Here is a 23,673-nt window from a genome sequence, read left to right as displayed (position 1 = left end):
AATATTTTACGGCACTGATACACCGCCTACGAAAGGAGGTGAAATAGCCCATGATGGAACTAATCCTTAAAACTATCATCGGACCAATTGTGGTCGGTGTCATTCTTCGCTTAGTCGATAAATGGCTAAACAAAGATAGATAGTGTCAAAAAAAGACCCCAAGCTTAATGTGGAAGTTAGCTTGGGGTCTTTTCTAGTCCATGATATAGAACTAATCCTTAATTCCCTTATATTATCCCACAGTTCGCGATTTTTGTCAAAGTTTTACTCCCTTGTCCAATAAGACTTTCAACATTAAGAGAACCTTAGGAATTATCAAAGAAAACAAAAGATTACATCACTATCAATAAACATGGGCGCTCATCAACTCAAATCAGCCAAACAAATGTTTTAATCCACTAAATGAAACGACAGACTTTCATATGATGTACCACTTCCTCACATTATTTCACGAGTTCCAACCTAGCAATTCAGGCAGGCACTAAGTCATACAAAGATCTATATGACAGACCGTTACAACCAAGTTGAGGACGAACTCGCTGAAGCAACAACAGACATATTTCTTAATCATATTCGCTAAAAAGTCCCCGCCAATTCCCCGACCAAATTCCAAAAACTACCGAAATTTATCGGAAAACGATGTTTAGGAAATTTCCGAAAAACTTGAAATAAAGCAAAAAAACTCCACCTGATTGGGTGGAGTTAAGGGAGATTATTATGAAAAAGAAAAGTTTAGGATTTCTATTAAATAAAGTTAGGAGGTCTTTATTTAATGATTACATAATACACAAGCAAACTTAAAGTTAGCTTAAGATTTTGAACTTTTTTTATTGTCTTTTTGTAGTAAGGTAACATAGTCACTCTTGGTATGAAATAAATGGGAGAGAAAAACAGTCTTTTGTGTCTGATCAACAAAGTAAAGCAAAACGTATTGATCTATAATTTTTCCTCGTGTAGGATACTTACTATTAATCTTTACACCGATTTTCACATCAGCATCAAAACCAGCCTCAGGAAAGACTTCTAAACTTTTTAAACCATCTAAAATTTTTGTCACAGTATTTTTAGCAGATTGAGGGGATAAAAGTACCGTAGCTATATAGTCGTGTATATTGTCGATAGCTTGTTCAACTTCTTTTGAAAGGATCACTTTATAAGCCATAGCGTGCCCTCACATTGTCTAGAGAAGCTCCTTCGCCTGCCTCATATTCTCTCAAGGAACGTTCAGATTGGGCTTGTAATTCAGCAATCAACTGCTCTCTATGCAAATCTTCAGCCGTCTTAATAGGCAAATCTTGCTCTAAGACTATTTGCTCTACAAATAAAGAAATAGCATCTGTCATTGTCATGCCCTTTTCCTTGATAATATTTCGAGCTTGCTCCATAGTAGCTTCATTCAGTTTAAAATTGTATTGTTTCGACAAGCTTATAGCCATGATATATCTCCAATCTATACGATATAGATTGATTATATACTAGATATAGATTTTAATCAAGAAAAAGTAGTTTTCTCATAGCCTTACCTCCTCACTAAATAGTATATTTTTACGCGAGATTTCCTCGACAATCTTCTTTTTGAAAAATTTAGTTCTTTTATATTTCGATACCTTTTGATAAAACCACGATAGATCAGATACTTTTTATCAGGATCTCAAGTATGTCATTAAAAAGTTTAATAACACCAATTTTAAAGGCATCAAGTTTCTAAACAATAGAAGATACGGCAATCTTTGTATTATATGGATATCCGCGTTATCCTTGACACGAACTTTTACTTTTGTTCAAAACAACGAATATAAATGAAATATCGCTGAAAGTCACATAACAAAAAAGCCACCGAATTGGGTGACTTTATTAGGAGATTATGATGAAAAAAAGTTTAGGATTTCTATTAAATAAAGTTAGGAGGTCTTTATTTAATAGCTAAATGATACAAGACAAGACTTAAAGTTAGCTTAAGTGAAAAAAATTATTTTAAATTTTTTCGATTCACCCAAATCATGCCCGTACACTGGAAACTAGATAAGGCTTCAAACCCCAGAGAACGGTAAAAACCCAAGTTTTTTTCTGTCTGTTCAGTCGCTAGTTGTATTTGGTAGGCATCCTTATAGTCAGCTAAGGCTTCTTTCATCAAGTTACTACCAATTCCTTGGCGCTGATAGCTAGGCAAAACAATCAAATCCTGGACAAAAACGGATGAAAAACCGTCTCCTATCAAGCGAACTAGACCAACAATTTTCTCACCATCACGCGCTAGATAAATGGCCAGTGAATGAGTCAGAGCCTGGGCCAACATTTGGAGCTGATTTGTATAATTTGTCCAACCAACTGCCTGGTAGAGATGCAAAACATCATCAAGTGAAACAGATGTTTCTTTTGTAATCTTAATCATAGCAAACCTTTCTAACATTCTCTAAGGGATTTCAACTGTTGCCCATTTTCATCAAAATTATCTGGACTCAACCACGATTCAAAACGCGCTTTAACCCTTGGCCAGTCCTTATCAATCATAGACAACCAATCCGTATCTCTAGTACGCCCTTTATAAATAACAGCTTGACGGAAGGTTCCCTCGTAGATAAAGCCCAAACGTTCTGCTGCTTTTCTAGAAGGTAGATTTAGCGCATCACATTTCCACTCATAACGGCGATAGTTAAGCTCTTCAAAGACATAACGAGCAAGCAAATAGTGGGCTTCTGTTCCCATCCTGGTCTGTTTAAGAGCCGGCGAAAAGGTCACGGCTCCAACTTCAATCACGCGATTGGCTTGGTCAATACGCATGAGAGAAAAAGTCCCCAGCGCCTTTCCAGTCACTTTATCGATAATCGCATAATAGAAGCGATCCTTGCGCTCAATCATCTGCTTCATAGCAACAATTAATTCTTCAAGATTTTCTACTGGTGGTTGAAAGAGATAGGTCCACATCTCTTGAGGTGATTCTGGACCATAAACAGCCAGCAAATCCTCCGCATGCTTTTCCACTGAAAGAGCTTCGATAATCGTATACTGTCCTTCTATCCGTACAAGTGACGGTAAAACTCCAGGTGTATCGTCTACAGGTTCACCAATCATCTGACCATATTCATTTACAGGCATAGTTTTCTCCTTGTCTCACACTTATAAGTTTAAAGATGTGAATAGTATATCACATCTCACAGGTAATCTATAAAAAATCCTCCAGTTTATGGAGGATTGATCAAATATGGAAACAAGTGAGTTAATGCCCCCTGTGCTTCTCTCTACGTTTTTGCTGTTTGCATTCGAATTTCTCTTGTTTGAGCAATTGTTTTTGGACACTAGATTGATGTTTTGAAATCTTTTTCCTTTCCTCATACTGCAACTGCAATAGTTCTTTCGACTTGGAAGAAACTTTTTGATTTACTTGTTTCCTCACCATTCGTTGTAATCGTTTAGGGTTCTTGATTTTTACATGTTGCTTAACTGTAGTTTCTGGACTAAAAGATAATTGAGTAAACTGAGTCTGTAAAATCTCTAGAATTTCATCATCTTTTGGCTCCTGACCAAATGTCACACGACAAACTTGATAAGTTTCTCGATACACTTGTTCAAACAAACCATGCCAAAATCCATCTTCAAAATAAACTGTCAATCCAATTGAAATTGTTTCCACGACAGCACCTCCTTAAATCTATCCCTAAGAATGGACAACCCAAGGAGGAAGGTTACTGATAGGCTTGCCTACGTCTGGACTACCAACCAGAACTGTGTTTTTATCTTAGTTGAGCTAATTATAGCATAATCCAATTTAAAAATCCTCCAGATTCTACTCTGAAGGATTTTTAAATTTATTTCGTTACGATATTTACGAGTTTAGTTGGCTCAAACAGTTTGGGGAACTGTTTGAGGTTGCAAATAAGCAAATAAATTGGTTATTTCACAACAATGTTAACCAATTTAGTTGGCTTCAATAGTCCACTGGACTATTGAAGGTGGCAGATAGGGCTAATAAACTCGTTATTTAACGACGATATTAACGAGTTTATTAGGGACACTAATCACCTTCACAATTTCTTTGCCATTGATCTCTGCCTTAACTTTTTCGTTAGCCAGAGCCACTTCTTGCAATTCTTCGCGTGAAAGGTCTTTAGCGACCATAAGTTTAGCACGGACTTTACCTTTGATTTGGACGACGATTTCGATTTCGTCTTCAACCAATTTGCTTTCGTCCCATGTTGGCCAAGCTACGTAAGAGATAGAGTCACCTGTTGCTGCGACTGTTTGCCAGAGTTCTTCTGCCAAGTGAGGGGCAAATGGGGCTATCAATTGGATAAAGCCTTTGGCGTATTCCGCATAGAGCTTATCTTCCTTGTTAGCAGCATTGACAAAGACCATGAGCTGGGCAATGGCTGTGTTGAATTTCATCGACTCGATTTGCTCTGTGACAGATTTAACCGTTTCGTTATAAACCTTGTCAAGAGCGCCATTGTTTTCCGCAACGATTTCTTTACTTGTGATCAAACGGTAAACACGGTCGAGGAACTTACGGCTTCCTTCCAAACCTTCTTCAGACCAAGCGATGGAAGCGTCAAGTGGTCCCATGAACATTTCATAGACACGAAGGGTGTCGGCACCGTATTGTTCCACCACATCGTCTGGGTTGACAACGTTCTTGAGGGATTTAGACATCTTGGCTGGTGCTTGCTCCAACTCTTCCCCTGTTTCTACATGGAAGAAAGAACCGTCACGTTTTTCAACCTTATCGGTTGCCACAAGAGCGCCACGGTGGTCACGGTAGCTTGTTCCCAAAATCATTCCTTGGTTAAAGAGTTTTTGGAATGGTTCCTTAGTTGGAACAACACCGAGGTCATAGAGGAATTTGTGCCAGAAACGAGCGTAAAGCAAGTGAAGAACTGCATGCTCTGCCCCACCCACGTAGATATCTACTGGCAACCATTGTTTGAGAAGATCCTCATCGGCCAATTTCTCAGTATTATGTGGGTCAATATAGCGGAGGTAATACCAGCTTGAACCTGCCCATTGTGGCATGGTGTTGGTTTCACGACGACCCTTGACACCATCTTCACGAGTCACTTCAAGCCAGTCGGTCAAGTTAGCCAATGGGCTTTCCCCAGTACCTGAAGGGCGGATATCCTTGGTTACAGGCAAGACAAGTGGCAATTCACTTTCAGGGACAGCTGTTGAAGTTCCGTCTTCCCAATGAATGATTGGAATTGGCTCACCCCAGTAACGTTGACGGCTAAAGAGCCAGTCGCGGAGACGGTAGGTAACCTTCTCTTGTCCACAGCCTTTTTCTTCCAACCAAGCCACAATCTTGGCAATAGCGTCTTCTTTGTTCAATCCATCTAGGAAGTCTGAATTAACGTGAAGGCCATCTTCTGTGTAAGCAGCTTCTGCTACGTTTCCACCTTCAAGTACTTCTACGATTGGTAGGTCAAATTGTTTAGCAAATTCCCAGTCACGTTGATCGTGGGCAGGCACAGCCATAACAGCACCTGTTCCATAGCTAGAAAGAACATAGTCGGCAATCCAGATTGGAATTTCTTTGCCGTTTACAGGGTTGATAGCATAGGCACCAGTCCAAACCCCTGTTTTTTCCTTGGCAAGGTCTGTACGAGCTAAGTCTGACTTGAGGCTAGCTTGGTGTTTGTAGTCAGCAACAGCCTCTGCTTGTTCTGGACTTGTGATGGAATCTACTAGTTCATGCTCAGGTGCCAAAACAGTGAAGGTCGCCCCAAAAAGTGTATCTGGACGTGTCGTAAAGACTGTGAAATCCTTGTCAGTTCCTTTTACTTTGAAGGTGACATTGGCACCAGTTGATTTTCCAATCCAGTTGCGTTGCATGTCCTTGATAGACTCTGGCCAATCTAGTTCATCTAAGTCATTGAGCAAACGCTCTGCGTAGGCCGTGATTTTGAGCATCCATTGGCGCATTGGCTTGCGGACAACTGGATAGCCTCCACGCTCAGAAGTTCCATCAGGAAGGACCTCTTCGTTGGCGATGGCTGTTCCCAATTCTTCAACCCAGTTTACTGGCACTTCAGCTTCATAAGCCAAGCCTTTTTTGTAAAGCTTAGTGAAGATCCATTGCGTCCATTTGTAATAGTTTGGATCTGTCGTGTTGACTTCACGGTCCCAGTCGTAAGAGAATCCAAGCGCATTGATTTGGCGTTTGAAGTTAGCAATGTTTTCCGCTGTGAATTCCGCTGGGTCATTCCCTGTATCCATAGCGTATTGCTCTGCAGGCAAACCAAAAGCATCCCAACCCATTGGGTGAAGGACATTGTAACCTTGGGCACGCTTGAAACGGCTGAGGATATCGGTCGCTGTGTATCCTTCTGGGTGTCCTACGTGCAGACCTGCTCCAGATGGGTAAGGGAACATGTCGAGTGCATAAAACTTAGGTTTTGAGGCGTCTGTTCCTGTCTTAAAAGTGTGATTGTCAGCCCAGTATTTTTGCCACTTAGGCTCGATTTCTTTATGATTGTAAAAACTCATGCTGTCTCTCCAATTTTCGTGATGCTCCTATTATACCATTTTTAGGGGAATTTAGTCTCTTTCTTTTCAACTCTTTTCTCTTTTCACCTTGCCTTCCATTTTTAATACTGCTATACTTACTTTAGCAAGCTCTTTATAAGAGGTGATTTATGGCCCATTCTTTCAAACATTCTCTCCAAAAAGAGATTCTTCACCGTAGTTCTTTGGCTGCTTTAGCGACCTCGTTTTTACTCCTCATTCTCTTGTTTGGTTTTTCCTATTTCCTTCAAAAGCAACAGCTCACCAAGGACACTCAACAGATTGTCCAACATGTTCGCAATATGAAACAAGCGAACTATCAATTATTGGAGACCATGAATCAAAAAATGGTCCCAGAATTTTTAGAGGGTAAACATACTGACCGAGAACTCTTTAGTCTATTTTATGAAACAAAAGCTCAACTGAAACTCAGTTCTGATTTTATCATCCTTGATGACACAGGAGAACTTCTCTTTAGTACCAATCGCAACCATCAAGAAACTATTTTAGCTCCTTATTATTTAAAATTGTTAATTCAAAATCCGATTCAAGGAACCATTACAGAAAAGGTTGCTTTGTCAATAGATAAACAACATTACGCACTCTTCATTATGCCTATCGTTCAAAATCAACGAGTTAAGGCTTATAGCATTTCTTTTGTAAATGAAAATGAATTTGTGTCCAGTATCCCTCTCATCAATTCAAAATACGCCATTACAGATACTTTTGGAAACATCTACTCTAGCAATACCAATCAATTTACTCAATCGACTCTGGAAAAATTTGATGAAAAATTACTCCAGTCTAAAACTCATTGGTATGTTGAAAATCCACTTCTGATTGAAAAACGTAAAATTGAACCGATTTTCTCAATCTACACCTTTCAATCTTTCTTTCCCATTCCGAGTTTACTGGGACTTGCTTCTGTCTTAACACTCTGTATCTTTCTGTTATACTTCTGGCAGGCAAGACGAATTGCTTATAAAATTGCGACACACAATGCCGGCCCTATTGAAAGTCTGGTCTATCAACTGCAGGAAATTCCTAAGAAAAAGGACAAGAAGCTGATCCTCCAGACAGGAGACGAATTTGAACTGATTGCTGAGAAAATCACCGATATGCTCCAAGAGTTGGATGAGCTCCATCAAAAGATGTTGACCATTGAGAAGGAAAAGTGGATCTTTGAAAGAAAGATGCTGGAAGCTCAGTTTAATCCTCACTTCCTCTACAATACCTTGGAAACCATTAAAATTACGAGTATGATTGATGCTAGTATTACTCAAGAACTTATTCAAAATCTCACGCGCATCCTGCGATATAGTGTAACTGAACTAGAAAAGGAAACGACTCTTGGACGGGACCTAGAGATTATCGAAGCTTATCTGAAAATCCATCAGATTCGATTTGAACATTTTTCTTATCAGATTGACTGTTCTGAGAATCTACATTCCCAAACTATTCCGAAACTTTTCCTATTACCACTTGTGGAAAATGCTCTAAAATACGGAAGGCAGTATCGTATCGACCTTGCCATCTCTATCCAAATCACTCAAGAGCAGGAAGCACTGACCTTTATCGTTAAGGATAATGCTGGTGGTCTAACCAAACAAGAACGTCTACATATCTTAGAATCCTTGGACAGTCCACATACACAGCACGGTATTGTCAATAGTTACAAACGATTGAATAACTTTTTTGAGAATGTCGAATTGGATTTAGGAGTGAACCCGCAAGGTGAAACCTGGGTAAAATTTATCACGAAAGGAAGAACGCATGTTTAAGTTAATCATTGTCGAAGACGAACACCTGATCCGAAAATGGCTTGAAATTGCCGTCGACTACTCAGCCTTAGGTATTCAAGTTGTTGGAACTGCAAGTCACGGACAAGAAGGCATGGAATTAATTCAAAAAGAGAAACCACACATCGTCCTGACAGACATTACCATGCCCATCATGGATGCTTTTATGATGTTTGAAGCGACTCGTTCACTCTCTTATGAAAAAGTGATCCTCTCAGGCTATAATGATTTCCAAAATGCTAAAAAGGCCATGCAATTCGGAGCAGTGGACTTCCTCCCAAAACCCATAAATGTCGCAGAATTAACAGAGTGTTTAGAAAAAATAACTCTGCGCCTCAAGATGGATCAACACCAAACCAATCCATTTTTACAAGACTATCAGACTTTTGTAACTTCTCTTCAAAAAATCAATCCTCAAAACCAATTGATTCAACAAATTCTCGAATTTGTGCACCAACACTACTCCCAACACTTTACCATTTCTACCATTGCAGAGAATCTAGGTTATAGCGAAAGTTATCTCTACAAGGTTATCAAGGAGGATTTTCCTATCACCTTGAACGAATACATTCTTCAGTATCGTTTAAAACAAGCCGTTGAAAAGATGAGCCAGTGTCCTGATTCTCCTCTTAGTCAAATCGCTGAGCAAGTCGGCTTCTCAGACTATAAATATTTTGGTAAAGTTTTTAAGAAATACTTTCATATCTCTCCAAAAGAGTTAAAAGCCATTGGAAGAATAGTTTAGACACTATTCTTCTTTTTTGTAGAGAATTTTACCCCATTAGGATAGAATTTTAAGTTTTAAAAACGCTTTCATTACTTTACAATAGAGGTAACAAAACTATGGAGGTATCCATCATGAAAAAGAAATGGATGTATTATGCTGCGTGTGGACTTGCTATTTTGGGACTTGCTGCCTGCTCTTCTGACGACGCTTCAGGAGAAAAGGCAACTGAAAATGGAGGAAGCGATACTCTAGTAGTCTACTCCCCAAACTCAGAAGGATTGATTGGAGCAACTATTCCTGCTTTTGAAGAAAAGTATGGTATCAAGGTTGAACTCATTCAAGCAGGAACAGGTGAACTCTTTAAAAAACTAGAATCTGAAAAAGAAGCCCCTGTGGCAGATATCATCTTTGGTGGTTCCTATACCCAATATGCTACCCACGGGGAACTTTTTGAAAATTACGTATCAACGGAAAACGATAATGTAATCAAAGAATATCAAAATACAACTGGCTACTCAACTCCTTATACATTGGATGGTAGTGTTTTGATCGTCAACCCTGACTTAACTAAGGGGATGAATATTGAAGGTTATAGCGACCTCATCAAACCAGAACTCAAAGGAAAAATCGCAACTGCAGACCCAGCCAACTCTTCTAGCGCCTTTGCTCAACTAACAAACATGTTACAAGCTGAGGGCGGCTATACAGACGACAAGGCTTGGACTTATGTCAAAGATCTCTTTACTTTGATTGACGGTAAAATCGGCTCAAGTTCATCTGGCGTTTACAAGGCCGTAGCAGATGGAGAAATGGCTGTTGGTCTTTCTTACGAAGACCCCGCAGTAAAACTTCTAAACGACGGAGCTAACATCAAGGTTGTTTATCCAAAAGAAGGTACTGTCTTCCTGCCTGCTAGCGCTGCTATTATTAAAAACGCTAAGAACATGGAAAACGCTAAGAAATTTATCGATTTCATCATTTCTCAAGAAGTCCAAGACACCCTTGGTACAACAACTACTAACCGTCCAGTTCGTAAAAATGCTAAAACTAGCGAAAACATGAAACCAATCGAACAAATTAAAACACTAACTGAAGACTATGATTATGTCATCAAAAACAAATCAGATATCGTGAAGAAATACAACGAAGTCTTTACAGATATCCAATCTAAACAGTAAAAGAGGTTGACTATGAGTGAGATCAAGATTATCAATGCCAAGAAAATTTACCACGATGTAGCTGTTATCGAAAATCTAAGCGTGACCATTCCTAAGGGGAGCCTTTTCACTCTCCTTGGGCCTTCAGGCTGTGGGAAAACAACCTTACTTCGTATGATTGCAGGTTTCAATAGCATCGAAGGAGGAGAGTTCTACTTCGACGATACTAAAATCAACAACATGGAACCTAGCAAGCGAAACATTGGGATGGTTTTCCAAAACTATGCAATTTTCCCACATTTGACAGTGCGTGATAACGTTGCATTCGGGCTCAAGCAAAAGAAAGTTCCAAAAGATGAACTCATCGAACAAACAAATAAATACCTTGAGTTGATGCAGATTGCCCAGTATGCTGATCGTAAACCAGATAAACTTAGTGGTGGTCAGCAACAACGGGTTGCCCTAGCACGTGCCTTGGCTGTTAATCCTAACGTTCTCCTCATGGACGAACCCCTCAGTAACCTAGATGCCAAACTTCGCTTGGATATGCGTCAGGCTATTCGCGAAATTCAACACGAAGTTGGAATTACCACTGTCTACGTAACTCACGACCAAGAAGAAGCTATGGCCATTTCTGACCAAATTGCTGTTATGAAAGACGGTGTTATTCAACAAATTGGTCGTCCAAAAGAGCTCTACCACAAACCAGCAAATGAATTTGTCGCAACATTTATTGGTAGAACAAATATAATCCCTGCTCGTTTGGAAAAGCAAGCTGACGGAGCTTACATCGTCTTTGAAGATGGTTATTCTCTTCGTATGCCAGCACTAGACCAGGTGGAAGAACAAGCTATTCATGTCAGCATTCGTCCCGAAGAATTTATCCGTGACGAAAACGGACCAATCGATGGAACAATTACTGACAGTGTCTATCTTGGACTTAACACCGAATACTTCATTGAGACAGGATTTGCTTCAAAACTTCAGGTAAGTGAAGAATCTACATTTGAAGAAGATTTGAAAAAAGGAGATCGCGTTCGTTTGCGTATCAATACTCAAAAACTCAATGTCTTCTCTGAAGATGGTTCGCGCAATCTCATAAAAGGAGTCAGCCATGGAGCGTAAAAAACTAAATATCTGGACTGCGTCTTCCTTCTTCATCTTCCTTACTTATCTTGTTTTTCTGGTCTATCCAATTGTTACGGTATTAAAACAGGCACTGGTACATGAAGGTCATTTCTCATTAGAAAATTTTGTTACTTTCTTTAGCAAATCGTACTACTCTGAAACCCTTATCAACAGTTTCAAGGTTTCTGTAACTGCAACAGTCACTTCTGTCGTTGTTGGTACCTTGCTAGCTTATCTTTTTTCAATGTATGACTTCAAGGGAAAGAAATTTTTACAAATCTTGATTATCATAGCATCCATGTCAGCTCCCTTTGTAGGTGCCTATTCTTGGATTCTACTCCTTGGTAGAAACGGAGTTATCACAAAATTTCTAACCAACACACTACATTTGCCAGGTTTTGATATCTACGGCTTTAAAGGTATCGTGCTTGTCTTTACACTCCAACTTTTCCCTCTCGTATTCCTATACGTAGCTGGAACCATGAAGAGCATTGACAACTCCCTCTTGGAAGCTGCTGAAAGCATGGGATCTTTCGGTTTTAAACGAATCGTAACAGTTGTTTTACCTCTCCTAGTCCCAACTTTACTAGCAGCAGCGCTCCTAGTCTTTATGAGAGCTTTCTCAGACTTCGGTACTCCGATGCTGATTGGTGAGGGATATCGTACCTTCCCAGTATTGATCTATACACAGTTTATCAGTGAGGTAGGGGGTAACTCTGCCTTCGCATCAGCCTTAGCAATTATGGCGATTACAATCGCCCTAGTTATCTTCCTCATCCAAAAATACGTTTCAAATCGCTACAGTTTCAGTATGAACTCGCTTCATCCAATTGAACCTAAGAAAACGACAAAAGGTAAGATGGCTGCTATTTATGTGACAGTTTATGGCATTATCTTATTCTCTGTTTTGCCTCAAGTTTACTTGATTTATACATCCTTCCTAAAAACATCCGGAATGGTTTTCGTCAAAGGATATTCACTAAACAGCTATAAGACTGCTTTTAACCGCATGGGCTCTGCTATTTTTAATACCATTCGTATTCCTCTCCTTGCCTTGGTTCTCGTTGTTGTCTTTGCGACCTTCATATCCTATCTTGCAGTTCGCAAACGCAACCTATTTACCAACTTAATCGATAGTCTTAGTATGGTACCTTATATCGTACCAGGAACTGTACTTGGTATTGCCTTTATCTCTTCATTCAATACAGGCCTCTTCGGAAGTGGTTTCCTGATGATTACAGGAACAGCCTTCATCTTGATTATGTCCTTATCTGTCAGAAGACTTCCTTATACCATTCGTTCTTCAGTTGCTAGTTTGCAACAAATTGCCCCTAGTATCGAAGAAGCAGCAGAAAGCTTGGGAAGTAGCCGTCTCAATACCTTTACTAAAATCACAACCCCAATGATGCTTTCAGGTATCATATCAGGAGCAATCCTTTCATGGGTAACAATGATTTCGGAACTATCTACTTCCATTCTCTTGTATAATGTTAAAACTAGAACAATGACCGTAGCTATCTACACTGAAGTACTTCGTGGGAATTATGGTGTGGCCGCAGCCTTGTCTACTATCCTCACCATCTTAACAGTTACTTCCTTGTTACTATTTATGAAAATTTCTAAAAATAACAGCATTACGCTCTAGTTTTTTCCTACTAAAACAGCCAATTCCCCCTGGCTGTTTTTTTATATCTCTACTTTTGATTTTCCCGAATCATCACCTTCGATAAATACAGATTCCTATCAATAGGACATATATTAGCTAGTTATATAGATGCAAGATAGGGCTTTTTATGGTAGAATATAGGAAAGTGCTTTCTCAGAAGGAGGAAAATATGGACAAACAAACCATCGCTGTTTTAGGGCCTGGTTCTTGGGGTACTGCTCTGTCACAAGTTTTAAATGACAACGGACACCAAGTACGAATCTGGGGAAATATTCCTGATCAAATCAACGAAATCAATACACATCATACTAACAAACACTATTTTAAGGATATTGTCTTAGATGAAAAAATTGTAGCCTACCAAGACCTAGAAGTAGCCTTGAAGGATGTGGATGCTGTTTTATTTGTTGTCCCAACCAAGGTTACACGACTAGTTGCCCAACAAGTTGCTGCCGTTCTTGATCATAAAGTGGTCGTCATGCACGCATCAAAAGGTCTGGAACCGAATAGTCACAAACGTCTTTCAACCATTCTTGAAGAAGAAATCCCTGAAGACCTTAGAAGCGAGATCGTCGTCGTATCTGGTCCTAGCCATGCGGAAGAAACAATTGTACGCGACATCACCTTGATTACGGCTGCCTCTAAAAATTTACAAACTGCTCAATATGTTCAAAAACTCTTTAGCAACCACTACTTCCGCCTTTATACCAATACGGATGTTATCGGAGTGGAAACAGCTGGTGCTCTTAAAAATATCATCGCTGTTGGTGCAGGTGCCCTTCATGGACTTGGATTTGGTGATAATGCTAAAGCAGCGATCATCACGCGCGGTCTGGCAGAAATTACTCGTCTGGGGGTTAAACTTGGAGCAAATCCATTAACTTACAGTGGTCTTTCTGGAGTTGGGGATTTAATCGTTACAGGAACTTCTGTCCACTCACGTAACTGGCGTGCCGGAGATGCTCTTGGGCGTGGCGAAGCCTTGGCAGATATCGAAGCAAATATGGGAATGGTCATTGAAGGAATTTCAACAACCAAAGCTGCTTACGAATTAGCACAAGAACTAGGAGTTTATATGCCTATTACCCAAGCCATTTACCAAGTTATTTATGAAAACATTAATATTAAGGATGCCGTTTCTGAACTCATGAGCAATGAGTTCAAGGCAGAAAACGAGTGGTCTTAAACCACAGTTAGAAAGGAATCTCATGATGCAAAAAGTTAGAAAAGCCGTTATCCCTGCTGCAGGACTTGGAACTCGCTTCCTTCCTGCTACCAAAGCCTTGGCTAAGGAAATGCTACCAATCGTAGATAAACCAACCATTCAATTTATCGTTGAAGAAGCTCTTAAGTCTGGTATTGAGGATATTCTTGTTGTCACAGGGAAGTCAAAACGCTCAATCGAAGACCATTTTGACTCGAACTTTGAGCTAGAATATAACCTCAAAGAAAAAGGAAAGAATGATCTCTTGAAACTTGTTGACGAAACGACTGGCATGCGCCTCCACTTCATCCGTCAAACTCACCCACGCGGACTCGGAGATGCCGTTTTGCAAGCCAAAGCCTTTGTTGGGAATGAACCTTTTGTAGTTATGCTTGGGGATGACCTCATGGATATCAATGATGACAAGGCTGTCCCATTGACCAAGCAACTCATGAATGATTACGAAGAAACTCACGCTTCTACCATCGCTGTCATGCCTGTCCCACACGAAGAAGTCTCCGCCTACGGTGTCATCGCTCCTCAAGGAGAAGGCAAAGATGGACTTTACAGCGTTGAAACCTTCGTTGAAAAACCAGCACCTGAAGACGCACCAAGTGATCTAGCCATTATTGGCCGTTATCTCCTCACACCAGAGATTTTCGGTATCCTTGAAAATCAAACACCTGGTGCCGGAAATGAAATCCAGCTAACAGATGCCATCGATACTCTCAACAAAACTCAACGAGTATTTGCTCGTGAATTCAAGGGTGCTCGTTATGATGTTGGAGACAAGTTTGGATTTATGAAGACTTCCATCGAATACGCTCTCAAACATCCACAAGTCAAAGACCACTTGAAGGACTACTTGATTGATCTTGGAAAAGAACTTTCAGGAGACAAATAAACAATTTGTCAAACAGTCAGATTTAGTTTAAATCTGGCTTTTTTCAATGTCTAAATCTCAAGACCCAATCCCTATCCAAAGCCCTGTTCTAAGCCTAATTTCTTGCAATAATTGCTTTTATGGTATAATAATAAAGAGTGAGGAATTCTATGAACAAACATGTAACAAGAATCAAACAAAAAGGACTGGCCTTACTTCGGTCTTTAAAATTAATAACTTCCAAAAAAAGTCCAGATAAAAATAAGAAAGTCAAAACAAAGCTGACCATTTGGACTATTTTGGCCAATATCTTACTTGGAATAAAAGCAACTTTTAACACTCTTTTTATCCTAGCTTTTATTGGCGGTCTCCTCGGGACTGGAGTTGTTTTGGGGTATGCTGTTTCTCTCTTTGATCAAGTTAGTGTCCCTCAAACGGAGGATTTGATCAAGCAGGTCAATAATATTTCATCCATCTCTGAAATCCGCTATGCAGATGGTTCCATGATTAGCGCTATTGAAAGCGATCTACTTCGCACATCTGTGTCATCAGATGCCATTTCAGATAATCTCAAGCAAGCTATCGTTGCAACCGAGGATGAACACTTTGCTGAGCACAACGGTGTTGTTCCTAAAGCGGTTATTCGCGCCAGTCTAGGAAAATTCATCGGACTTGGTTCTTCCAGTGGAGGTTCTACCCTAACACAACAGCTCATCAAGCAACAAGTAGTCGGTGATGCTCCTACACTTTCTCGTAAAGCTAGTGAAATCGTAGATGCTCTAGCCCTAGAACGTGCTATGAATAAGGATGAAATCCTGACTACCTATCTAAATGTTGCACCTTTTGGTCGCAATAACAAGGGGCAAAATATCGCAGGGGCTCAGCAGGCTGCGACTGGGATTTTCGGAGTGGATGCTAGCAAACTGACCATCCCTCAAGCAGCTTTCCTAGCAGGTTTACCACAAAGCCCTATTTCCTACTCACCTTATGAGTCTACTGGTGAGATGAAGAGCGAAGAAGATATTGAACTTGGAATCAAGCGCTCAAAAGATGTTCTCTACAATATGTACAGAACTGGAGTTCTTAGCCAAGAAGACTACGAAACCTATAAAGCATACGACATTAAACAGGATTTCTTGTCAGCAGAAAATGCCAGCGTTAGTTCTAAAGGTTTCCTCTACTTCACTGTGCTAGATGAGGCTACCAATATTATGTATGATTACTTGGTACAGAAAGATAACGTTTCTGCCCAAGAATTAAAGAACGAATCTATCCAGAAATCTTATCGTGAATTAGCTGAAAGAGAAATTCAAAATGGTGGTTACCGTATCACAACTACAATTGACAAAGCAATCCATACTGCCATGCAAGATGCGGTAGCAAATTACGGCTACCTGCTAGATGATAGTTCAGGGCAACCTGAAGTTGGGAATGTCTTGATGGACAATCAAACTGGGGCGATTTTAGGTTTTGTAGGTGGGCGAGATTATCAGACCAATCAAAACAATCACGCCTTCGATACCAAACGTTCCCCTGCCTCCACTACCAAGCCACTCTTGGCCTACGGTATTGCTATTGACCAAGGGCTCATGGGAAGCGCTAGTATCTTATCAAACTATCCAACCAATTTTTCCAACGGGAATCCTATCATGCACGTTAATAACCCAGGTACAGCAATGATAGACCTTAAAGAAGCTCTGAATTATTCTTGGAACATTCCAGCCTACTGGACCTATCAGCTACTTCTTCAAAAAGGGGTTGATGTTCGTTCCTACATGGAAAAGATGGGGTATGAAATCCCTGAATACGGCATCGAAAGTCTACCTATGGGGGGAGGAATTGAAGTTACTGTAGCCCAGCACACCAATGGCTACCAAACGCTAGCTAACAATGGTACCTATCATAAGAAATACATGATCTCAAAAATTGAGAAAACGAGTGGTGAGGTTCTCTATGAACATCAGGCTAAACCCATCCAAGTTTACTCTAAAGCTACTGCAACCATTATGCAGAGTTTGCTAAGAGATGTGCTTTCATCTCGAGTCACTACAAGTTTCCAAACGGATCTGACTTCTATCAATTCCAGTCTAGCAGGTGCTGACTGGATCGGAAAAACTGGTACAACCAATGAAGAAGGGGATATGTGGCTAATGGTCTCTACTCCAAGATTAACCCTTGGAGGCTGGGTTGGACATGATGATAACAGTCCTCTAGCCCAGGGAGCTTACTACCGCAATGCAAAATATATGGCTCATCTGGTAAATGCCATTCAGCAAGCAGCCCCTTCTGCTTGGGGTTCAGAACGTTTCAAACTCGATTCAAGTGTCACTTCATCACAAGTCCTCAAATCAACTGGTCAAAAGCCAGGGAAGGTGACTATTAATGGAAAAGAAATTAATCTGAGCGGAGAAACGGTGACTAGCTACTGGGCAAACCAAGCTGGCGCGCCGACTACTACTTATAAATTCGCTATTGGTGGAAGCGATTCTGACTACCAAAATGCTTGGAACACCATTTTAGGAAGTCTGCCTAAAGCATCTTCTTCCTCATCGAACAATAGCAATAGTAGTAACAATAACAATAATAATCGTAATAATACTTCTAATAGTAACGGGAGCAGTAGCTCTAGTTCCAATAATAGAAGCAGCAATCAACAGCGCTAACTAGTACAATCATTGAGAGTGGGAAAGAAATGATTTTTCTCCACTCTCTTTTTTCTTTTTTCATTTCATGGTACAATAGCAACATGAATAAATATCAAAAGAATATTTTTAAGGGAACCATTTATTCTCTCCTATCTGGCTTGATCTGGGGGATCTGCGGAATTTTAGGAGAGTACTTTTTTTCACATTATCAAGTATCTTCAGGGTGGATTACTTCTATGCGTCTACTCGTCGCAGGTAGTTTCGTAATCATCTTATCTAGCCTTAAACTCCGATCCCAGCTCTTTGATATCTGGAGAAATCGAAACAATTACCTTCCTTTCCTTGCCTATGCTATCTTAGGGATCTTCTCTGTACAGTTTTTCTTTTATCTCTGTGTAGAATACTCTAATGCGACAACTGCAACCATCCTTCAGTTTATCAGTCCTGTCTTTATCCTCTTTTACAATCGCATCATCTACAAGAAAAAAGCTTCTAAAAGTGCTATTTTTTATGTCTTGATCGCTATGGTTGGGGTCTTTTTGATGGCTACCAAAGGCGATCTATCCAAATTATCTATTACACCACTGGCTTTACTTACGGGCCTTCTCAGTGCTCTAGGTGTCATGTTCAATGTCATCTTACCCCAACGCTTTGCAAAAAAATACGGATTTGTGCCAACTGTTGGTTGGGGAATGATTATCGCGGGCCTTTTTAGTAATTTTCTCTACCCTGTTTATGAGATTAGCTTCCAGGTTGATGCCATCAGTATCTTGATTTGTTTGACCATCGCCTTTTTGGGAACTGCCTTTGCCTTTTTCCTATCGATGAAGGCTGTCTCCCTCGTTTCCCCATTAGTGGTGTCAGTCGTCAGCGCAAGCGAACCGCTATCCTCTGCTATTCTAAGCGTTCTTTTCCTTGGCATGGTTCTGGATGGTTTCTTGGTACTGGCCATGATTTTGATTATCGTTCCTATGATTTTCTTGTCCATCGAAGAATCAAAATCAAATAATTAAACACCTTCTTTTAACACTTAAGGCTTCAATTTTGAAGCCTTTTTTGGTAGAATAGTAAGCATTATAAAGAATGAGGAGACCCCTATGACTGCTACAAAAATGAATGCACAAGAAATTATCCAATTTATCGCAAATGCTGAGAAAAAGACAAGTGTAAAAGTGACCTTTGAAGGACAACTTGCCGGATCTATCCCTGCCTCTGTTATCAAGCTTGGGAATGTTCTTTTTGGAGACTGGAAAGATATCGCTCCACTTCTTGAAGGATTAACAGAAAACAAGGACTATGTTGTTGAGCAAGATGCCCGTAACTCAGCTGTACCTCTCCTTGATAAACGTGATATCAATGCTCGTATCGAGCCAGGCGCTATCATCCGTGACCAGGTTGAGATTGGCGACAACGCTGTTATCATGATGGGAGCTGTTATCAATATCGGTGCAGAAATCGGTGCTGGTACTATGATTGATATGGGAGCCATTCTGGGTGGACGTGCTATTGTCGGTAAAAATAGTCACGTAGGTGCCGGCGCTGTTCTTGCAGGTGTCATCGAACCAGCTAGTGCAGAGCCTGTTCGTGTCGGTGACAATGTTCTCATCGGTGCTAACGCTGTGGTTATCGAAGGTGTTCAAATCGGTAACGGTTCTGTTGTTGCAGCAGGTGCCATCGTTACTCAAGATGTTCCAGAAAATGTTGTGGTTGCTGGTGTTCCAGCTCGTGTTATCAAAGAAATCGATAGCCAAACCCAACAAAAAACAGCGCTAGAAGATGCGCTTCGCACCTTGTAATTAGTAACAGAGGCGGAAATTTTTCCAGCCTCTTTATCGTATCAGTAGAAGGAAATTAGATATGTTAGATTTGATTCACACTCGACGTGATCTTCACCAAATTCCTGAGATCGGTTTAGAAGAAGTCAAGACTCACGCTTATTTACTCAATGTCATTGAGAAATTAACAGCTGACAAGGATTTTGTTCAGATTCGTACTTGGCGAACAGGTATTTTAGTTTACTTGCAGGGAAGTCAGCCAGAACGTACCATTGGCTGGCGGACAGACATAGACGGACTCCCAATCGTTGAACAAACAGGCTTTCCTTTTGCCTCTCAGCACCCAGACCGTATGCATGCTTGTGGACATGATTTTCACATGACCATTGCCCTAGGAAGTCTCGAACGTGCTCTAGAAAACCAACCTAAAAACAATCTCCTCTTTCTCTTCCAGCCTGCCGAGGAAAATGAAGCAGGTGGCATGCTCATGTATGAGGATGGAGCTTTTGAAGACTGGTTGCCTGACCAATTCTATGGACTCCATGTTCGTCCAGACTTAAAAGTTGGACAAGTTGCGACCAATACCCATACACTCTTTGCAGGAACTTGCGAAGTCAAGATTCGTTTCAAAGGTAAAGGGGGGCATGCTGCCTTTCCACACCAAGCAAACGACGCTCTGGTTGCTGCGAGTTATTTTATCACTCAAGTCCAGTCAGTCGTCAGCCGTAATGTTGATCCTATCGAGGGAGCTGTCGTCACTTTCGGTGTTTTTCAAGCTGGTACAACCAATAATGTCATCGCTGATACAGCTTTCTTGCATGGAACCATCCGAGCTCTTACACACAACATGAGCCTCTTGGTGCAAAAACGTGTCAAAGCCATCGCTGAAGGTGTCGCAGCTGCTTTTGATATGGATGTGGAAGTTGAACTCAAGCAGGGAGGTTACCTACCTGTCGAAAACAACCCTGAATTAGCCCAGGAATTGATGGCCTTCTTTGATGAAAAAGAGGGAATTGAACTAATCGACATCGAACCTGCCATGACAGGAGAAGACTTTGGTTATCTTCTCTCCAAGGTTCCTGGTGTCATGTTCTGGCTTGGAATTGATAGTCCCTATGCTCTTCACCATCCAAAGATGAGTCCTAAGGAAGAAGCTCTGGCTGTCGGTGTCGAGGCTGTATCAAGCTTTTTAGCCAAGAAAGCTGCGGAGTAAACTATGAAAAAAAACTTACGCAAGCAGGTCTTGCAAGAACTCAAATCTCTATCAGCCGAAGAAAAGGAAGTCATGGACGCTTGGTTGACTGAGCAGCTCCTTCAACATCCTTTCTACAAGGAAGCAAAAACCATCGCCACTTACCTGTCTTTTCCTCATGAATTTCAGACAGCTAGACTCATTGAACAAGCTCAAAAAGATGGGAAGACACTCCGCATTCCCAAAACCTATCCACATGGGAAAATGGACTTTGTTCTATATGAACCAGAGAAACTCGAAAGAAATTCTTTTGGACTTCTTGAACCTCAAGGAGAGTTCACAATCCTTGAACCCTCTCAGATTGACCTGATTCATGTCCCTGGTTTGGCTTTCAATCTTTCAAGATATAGGGTTGGCTACGGTGGTGGCTACTACGACCGCTACTTGGAGCATTTCCCAGGTCATACAATTAGTACGATTTATCCATGTCAGATTCAGAATTTTCAACCTGAGCACTACGATATTCCTGTTGAGGAGGTACTCATCTATGAAAGAAATTTTTGATCGTCGGTATCCTGTCACGAGCTTCTTTCTAGTCGTGACAACCCTGGTTTTTATACTCATGTTTCTAACCAGTGGTTTCAACTATACCAGCGCAGCCACCTTGTATAAATTCGGAGCTGTGTATCCCCCTGCTATCAAGGCCATGCCTGAACAAATCTGGCGCTTATTCTCGGCAACCTTTGTCCATATTGGCTTGGAGCACTTTTTAGTCAATATGCTATCCCTCTACTTCTTAGGACGTCAGATGGAACAAATCTTTGGCTCCAAACAGTTTTTCTTTATCTACCTTCTATCAGGTATGATGGGAAATCTCTTTGTCCTAGTTTTTAGTCCCAATGCTATTACTGCAGGTGCTTCAACTGCCCTCTACGGTATGTTTGCCTCAATTGTTGTTCTCCGATATGCTTCACGCAATCCCTATCTCCAACAACTAGGTCAATCCTACCTCTCCCTCTTAGTGATTAACCTAGTGGGTAGTATTTTAATACCTGGAATCAGCCTTGCTGGACATGTAGGTGGTGCCGTGGGTGGTGCTCTTCTTGCCATTGTCTTCCCAGTTCGAGGCGAAAGAAAGATTTATAGCCCAGGCCAACGTGGTATAGCAACCCTAGCCTTTATTGCTTTATCAGCTTTACTACTTTTTATCGGACTATTATAAGAACAAGAAAAACCATTGGAAAAACTCGAAAAGAATTGAGGTCCAATGGTTTTTTTGAATCTATTTGAAAAGTAGTTTAAAACCCATTATTTTCGCTGAGTTCTTTGAACCAGTGACCTGATTTTTTCAGGCGTCGTTCTTGCGTTTCAAGATCAAGCTCGACCAAACCATAACGGTTTTTATAGCTGTTGAGCCATGACCAGCAATCGATAAAGGTCCAGATTAAGTAGCCTTTACAGTTAGCACCGTCTTCGATAGCGCGATGAAGTTCTCGCAGGTGGCCTTTGACAAAGTCGATACGATAGTCGTCTTGAATCATGCCATTTTCACGGAATTTGTCTTCACCTTCAACGCCCATGCCGTTTTCGGTCAACATCCACTCGATATTGGCATAGTTTTCCTTGATATTTTGAGCAATATGGTAAATCCCTTGCTCGTAGATTTCCCAGCCACGGTGGGGATTGATCTTACGACCAGGCATGACATAAGGTTCATAAAAATGTTCTGGCAAGAGTGGACTATCAGGGTGCTTAGCAAAACGTGGCGCCATGACACGTAAAGGTTGGTAGTAATTGACTCCCAGAAAGTCGACTGTATGTTGGCGAATGAGTTCCAATTCTTCTGCTGTAGAATCTGGTAGCAAATCATGCTCAGCCAAAATTTCCACTAACTCTTCTGGATATGCTCCTAAAACAGACGGATCTAGGAAAGATTGTGCCTGAAAGAGGTCGGCAATGCGAGCTGCTTTTACATCGGCAGGATGCTGGCTACGTGGATAGGCTGGTGTCAAGTTGAGGACGATCCCAATCTTAGAACCAGGCAAGACCTCATGGCAGGCTTTGACCGCAAGAGTGCTAGCTAGCTGGGTATGATAGGCAACCTTTACTGCTGCTTTGGCATCTACCTTATGAGGATAATGGGCATCATAGAAATAGCCGAACTCCACAGGAACGATAGGTTCATTGAAGGTAATCCACTGGTCCACCAAGTCTCCGTAAGTCTCAAAACAGAAGCGAGCATAGTCTTCATAAGCCTTAATAGTTGCCTTATTTTCCCAACCATCTCCATCTTCTTGAAGGGCAAAAGGCAAGTCAAAGTGATAAAGATTGACTAAAAGACGAATGCCCTTAGCCTTGATGGCTTCAAAGACCTGGCGATAGAAAGCCACACCTTGAGGGTTGACTTCCCCACGTCCCTGTGGGAAAATACGAGACCACTGGATAGAAGTTCGAAAGGCTGTATGACCTGTTTCTGACAAAAGTTCAATGTCCTTCTCCCAATTTTCATAGAAGGTCGACGTTTTGTCAGGGCCAATCCCATTATAGTAGCGATTTGGCTCTACTTGGTACCAATAATCCCAGAGATTATCTCCCTTGCCGTCACCAGGCACTCGCCCCTCTGTCTGTGGTCCAGATGTTGAGGAACCCCAGACAAAATCCTTTGGAAATTTTAGCATAGCTCTACCTCTTTTTACGCTTTTAATGTTTATACTCTTCGAAAATCAAATTCAAACCGCGTCAACGTCGCCTTGCCGTATATGTGTTACTGACTTCGTCAGTTCTATCCGCAACCTCAAAACGGTGTTTTGAGCAACCTGCGGCTAGTTTGCTCTTTGATTTTCATTGAGTATTACTCTTTTTATGTTTATTTTATCTCATTATAAAGAAAAAACAAGGCAAAAACTAGTTACATTTTTGTCTTGTTTTTCTTCTGATTATAGATTTTAGGCTCTATAATATTTGTAGTGGGTAAATCCCCTATGGATCTTATGGAGCCTATT

21 protein-coding genes and 1 pseudogene are annotated in these 23,673 nt (G+C 40.9%); 15 read left to right on the top strand and 7 right to left on the bottom strand.

Annotation, left to right across the window (positions count from 1 at the left end):
• Positions 1-50: 50 nt before the first annotated feature.
• Together RQ973_RS06815 and RQ973_RS09485 are read left to right on the top strand one after the other, a co-directional pair.
• Positions 51-143 carry a type I toxin-antitoxin system Fst family toxin gene (locus tag RQ973_RS06815; protein ID WP_000970294.1) on the top strand — a complete coding sequence of 31 codons (93 nt, stop codon included), beginning with the start codon at positions 51-53 and terminating at the stop codon, positions 141-143.
• A 150-nt stretch (positions 144-293) separates the two neighbouring features.
• Positions 294-580 (top strand): annotated as a pseudogene (locus RQ973_RS09485) (site-specific integrase); the annotation flags it as partial.
• Between the two features lie 228 nt (positions 581-808).
• On the opposite strand, the gene RQ973_RS06810 reads toward RQ973_RS09485, so the two are convergent.
• The 6 genes from RQ973_RS06810 to leuS form a co-directional block, all read right to left on the bottom strand.
• Complete coding sequence (locus RQ973_RS06810) at positions 809-1,162, bottom strand: type II toxin-antitoxin system RelE/ParE family toxin (protein ID WP_075231166.1); 354 nt, start codon at positions 1,160-1,162, stop codon at positions 809-811.
• Positions 1,152-1,436, bottom strand: coding sequence for a type II toxin-antitoxin system RelB/DinJ family antitoxin (locus RQ973_RS06805; protein WP_311523312.1), 285 nt, complete (start codon positions 1,434-1,436; stop codon positions 1,152-1,154). Before RQ973_RS06805 ends, RQ973_RS06810 begins: the two co-directional genes overlap by 11 nt.
• 533 nt (positions 1,437-1,969) lie before the next feature.
• A complete protein-coding gene (locus tag RQ973_RS06800) occupies positions 1,970-2,392 on the bottom strand; it encodes a GNAT family N-acetyltransferase (protein WP_311523311.1) in 423 nt (140 codons plus the stop codon).
• An 11-nt stretch (positions 2,393-2,403) separates the two neighbouring features.
• Positions 2,404-3,096: a GNAT family N-acetyltransferase gene (locus tag RQ973_RS06795; RefSeq protein ID WP_049549614.1), complete on the bottom strand. Its 693-nt coding sequence runs from the start codon at positions 3,094-3,096 to the stop codon at positions 2,404-2,406.
• A gap of 121 nt (positions 3,097-3,217) precedes the next feature.
• Positions 3,218-3,631, bottom strand: a complete 414-nt coding sequence (locus RQ973_RS06790; RefSeq protein WP_049549613.1) for a YjdF family protein — start codon at positions 3,629-3,631, stop codon at positions 3,218-3,220.
• A 344-nt stretch (positions 3,632-3,975) separates the two neighbouring features.
• On the bottom strand, positions 3,976-6,477 hold the full coding sequence (gene leuS / locus RQ973_RS06785; RefSeq protein ID WP_049549612.1) for a leucine--tRNA ligase: 2,502 nt from the start codon (positions 6,475-6,477) through the stop codon (positions 3,976-3,978).
• A 149-nt stretch (positions 6,478-6,626) separates the two neighbouring features.
• Between leuS and RQ973_RS06780 the strand changes: the two genes are divergently transcribed.
• The 13 genes from RQ973_RS06780 (at position 6,627) to RQ973_RS06720 (ending at position 21,893) form a co-directional block, all read left to right on the top strand.
• Positions 6,627-8,276, top strand: coding sequence for a sensor histidine kinase (locus RQ973_RS06780; protein WP_049549611.1), 1,650 nt, complete (start codon positions 6,627-6,629; stop codon positions 8,274-8,276).
• Positions 8,269-9,039 (top strand): response regulator, encoded by a 771-nt coding sequence (locus tag RQ973_RS06775; RefSeq protein WP_080979412.1) that lies wholly within the window; start codon positions 8,269-8,271, stop codon positions 9,037-9,039. The genes RQ973_RS06780 and RQ973_RS06775 overlap by 8 nt, the downstream gene beginning before the upstream one ends.
• 113 nt (positions 9,040-9,152) lie before the next feature.
• Positions 9,153-10,199: an ABC transporter substrate-binding protein gene (locus tag RQ973_RS06770; RefSeq protein WP_301392152.1), complete on the top strand. Its 1,047-nt coding sequence runs from the start codon at positions 9,153-9,155 to the stop codon at positions 10,197-10,199.
• Positions 10,200-10,211: 12 nt separating this feature from the next.
• The gene (locus tag RQ973_RS06765) at positions 10,212-11,303 is read left to right on the top strand and encodes an ABC transporter ATP-binding protein (RefSeq protein WP_049549609.1); all 1,092 of its coding nucleotides are present in this window, start codon (positions 10,212-10,214) and stop codon (positions 11,301-11,303) included.
• A complete protein-coding gene (locus tag RQ973_RS06760; RefSeq protein WP_049549608.1) occupies positions 11,293-12,951 on the top strand; it encodes an iron ABC transporter permease in 1,659 nt (552 codons plus the stop codon). Before RQ973_RS06765 ends, RQ973_RS06760 begins: the two co-directional genes overlap by 11 nt.
• 190 nt (positions 12,952-13,141) lie before the next feature.
• The gene (locus RQ973_RS06755) at positions 13,142-14,158 is read left to right on the top strand and encodes an NAD(P)H-dependent glycerol-3-phosphate dehydrogenase (RefSeq protein ID WP_049549607.1); all 1,017 of its coding nucleotides are present in this window, start codon (positions 13,142-13,144) and stop codon (positions 14,156-14,158) included.
• A gap of 25 nt (positions 14,159-14,183) precedes the next feature.
• Positions 14,184-15,080, top strand: coding sequence for a UTP--glucose-1-phosphate uridylyltransferase GalU (galU, locus tag RQ973_RS06750; protein WP_161800102.1), 897 nt, complete (start codon positions 14,184-14,186; stop codon positions 15,078-15,080).
• 149 nt (positions 15,081-15,229) lie between these two features.
• Entirely contained in the window at positions 15,230-17,722 is a 2,493-nt protein-coding gene (gene pbp1b / locus RQ973_RS06745; protein ID WP_075230746.1) for a penicillin-binding protein PBP1B, read from the top strand.
• 83 nt (positions 17,723-17,805) lie between these two features.
• Entirely contained in the window at positions 17,806-18,717 is a 912-nt protein-coding gene (locus tag RQ973_RS06740; protein WP_049549605.1) for a DMT family transporter, read from the top strand.
• 84 nt (positions 18,718-18,801) lie between these two features.
• Entirely contained in the window at positions 18,802-19,500 is a 699-nt protein-coding gene (dapD, locus tag RQ973_RS06735) for a 2,3,4,5-tetrahydropyridine-2,6-dicarboxylate N-acetyltransferase (RefSeq protein WP_049549604.1), read from the top strand.
• A gap of 61 nt (positions 19,501-19,561) precedes the next feature.
• A complete protein-coding gene (locus tag RQ973_RS06730) occupies positions 19,562-20,692 on the top strand; it encodes an N-acetyldiaminopimelate deacetylase (protein ID WP_049549603.1) in 1,131 nt (376 codons plus the stop codon).
• A 3-nt stretch (positions 20,693-20,695) separates the two neighbouring features.
• Entirely contained in the window at positions 20,696-21,235 is a 540-nt protein-coding gene (locus RQ973_RS06725) for a 5-formyltetrahydrofolate cyclo-ligase (RefSeq protein WP_049549602.1), read from the top strand.
• Positions 21,219-21,893 (top strand): rhomboid family intramembrane serine protease, encoded by a 675-nt coding sequence (locus tag RQ973_RS06720; protein WP_049549601.1) that lies wholly within the window; start codon positions 21,219-21,221, stop codon positions 21,891-21,893. Before RQ973_RS06725 ends, RQ973_RS06720 begins: the two co-directional genes overlap by 17 nt.
• Before the next feature lie 76 nt (positions 21,894-21,969).
• Here the strand turns inward: RQ973_RS06720 and RQ973_RS06715 are convergent, their stop codons facing one another.
• Complete coding sequence (locus RQ973_RS06715; protein WP_311523302.1) at positions 21,970-23,349, bottom strand: glycoside hydrolase family 1 protein; 1,380 nt, start codon at positions 23,347-23,349, stop codon at positions 21,970-21,972.
• Positions 23,350-23,673: the final 324 nt, after the last annotated feature.

This window comes from uncultured Streptococcus sp. (assembly GCF_963511325.1).
Taxonomy (GTDB): Bacteria; Bacillota; Bacilli; order Lactobacillales; family Streptococcaceae; genus Streptococcus.
Note: the sequence above shows the minus strand (reverse complement) of the source record. Positions and strands in the feature narration are given on the sequence as shown.

Excerpts from the sequence above, each read along its gene's own strand:
- RQ973_RS06815 (WP_000970294.1), top strand. The coding sequence starts at position 51 with ATGATGGAACTAATCCTTAAAACTATCATCGGACCAATTGTGGTCGGT.
- RQ973_RS06810 (WP_075231166.1), bottom strand. The coding sequence starts at position 1,162 with ATGGCTTATAAAGTGATCCTTTCAAAAGAAGTTGAACAAGCTATCGAC.
- RQ973_RS06805 (WP_311523312.1), bottom strand. The coding sequence starts at position 1,436 with ATGGCTATAAGCTTGTCGAAACAATACAATTTTAAACTGAATGAAGCT.
- RQ973_RS06800 (WP_311523311.1), bottom strand. The coding sequence starts at position 2,392 with ATGATTAAGATTACAAAAGAAACATCTGTTTCACTTGATGATGTTTTG.
- RQ973_RS06795 (WP_049549614.1), bottom strand. The coding sequence starts at position 3,096 with ATGCCTGTAAATGAATATGGTCAGATGATTGGTGAACCTGTAGACGAT.
- leuS (WP_049549612.1), bottom strand. The coding sequence starts at position 6,477 with ATGAGTTTTTACAATCATAAAGAAATCGAGCCTAAGTGGCAAAAATAC.
- RQ973_RS06780 (WP_049549611.1), top strand. The coding sequence starts at position 6,627 with ATGGCCCATTCTTTCAAACATTCTCTCCAAAAAGAGATTCTTCACCGT.
- RQ973_RS06775 (WP_080979412.1), top strand. The coding sequence starts at position 8,269 with ATGTTTAAGTTAATCATTGTCGAAGACGAACACCTGATCCGAAAATGG.
- RQ973_RS06770 (WP_301392152.1), top strand. The coding sequence starts at position 9,153 with ATGAAAAAGAAATGGATGTATTATGCTGCGTGTGGACTTGCTATTTTG.
- RQ973_RS06765 (WP_049549609.1), top strand. The coding sequence starts at position 10,212 with ATGAGTGAGATCAAGATTATCAATGCCAAGAAAATTTACCACGATGTA.
- RQ973_RS06760 (WP_049549608.1), top strand. The coding sequence starts at position 11,293 with ATGGAGCGTAAAAAACTAAATATCTGGACTGCGTCTTCCTTCTTCATC.
- RQ973_RS06755 (WP_049549607.1), top strand. The coding sequence starts at position 13,142 with ATGGACAAACAAACCATCGCTGTTTTAGGGCCTGGTTCTTGGGGTACT.
- galU (WP_161800102.1), top strand. The coding sequence starts at position 14,184 with ATGCAAAAAGTTAGAAAAGCCGTTATCCCTGCTGCAGGACTTGGAACT.
- pbp1b (WP_075230746.1), top strand. The coding sequence starts at position 15,230 with ATGAACAAACATGTAACAAGAATCAAACAAAAAGGACTGGCCTTACTT.
- RQ973_RS06740 (WP_049549605.1), top strand. The coding sequence starts at position 17,806 with ATGAATAAATATCAAAAGAATATTTTTAAGGGAACCATTTATTCTCTC.
- dapD (WP_049549604.1), top strand. The coding sequence starts at position 18,802 with ATGACTGCTACAAAAATGAATGCACAAGAAATTATCCAATTTATCGCA.
- RQ973_RS06730 (WP_049549603.1), top strand. The coding sequence starts at position 19,562 with ATGTTAGATTTGATTCACACTCGACGTGATCTTCACCAAATTCCTGAG.
- RQ973_RS06725 (WP_049549602.1), top strand. The coding sequence starts at position 20,696 with ATGAAAAAAAACTTACGCAAGCAGGTCTTGCAAGAACTCAAATCTCTA.
- RQ973_RS06720 (WP_049549601.1), top strand. The coding sequence starts at position 21,219 with ATGAAAGAAATTTTTGATCGTCGGTATCCTGTCACGAGCTTCTTTCTA.
- RQ973_RS06715 (WP_311523302.1), bottom strand. The coding sequence starts at position 23,349 with ATGCTAAAATTTCCAAAGGATTTTGTCTGGGGTTCCTCAACATCTGGA.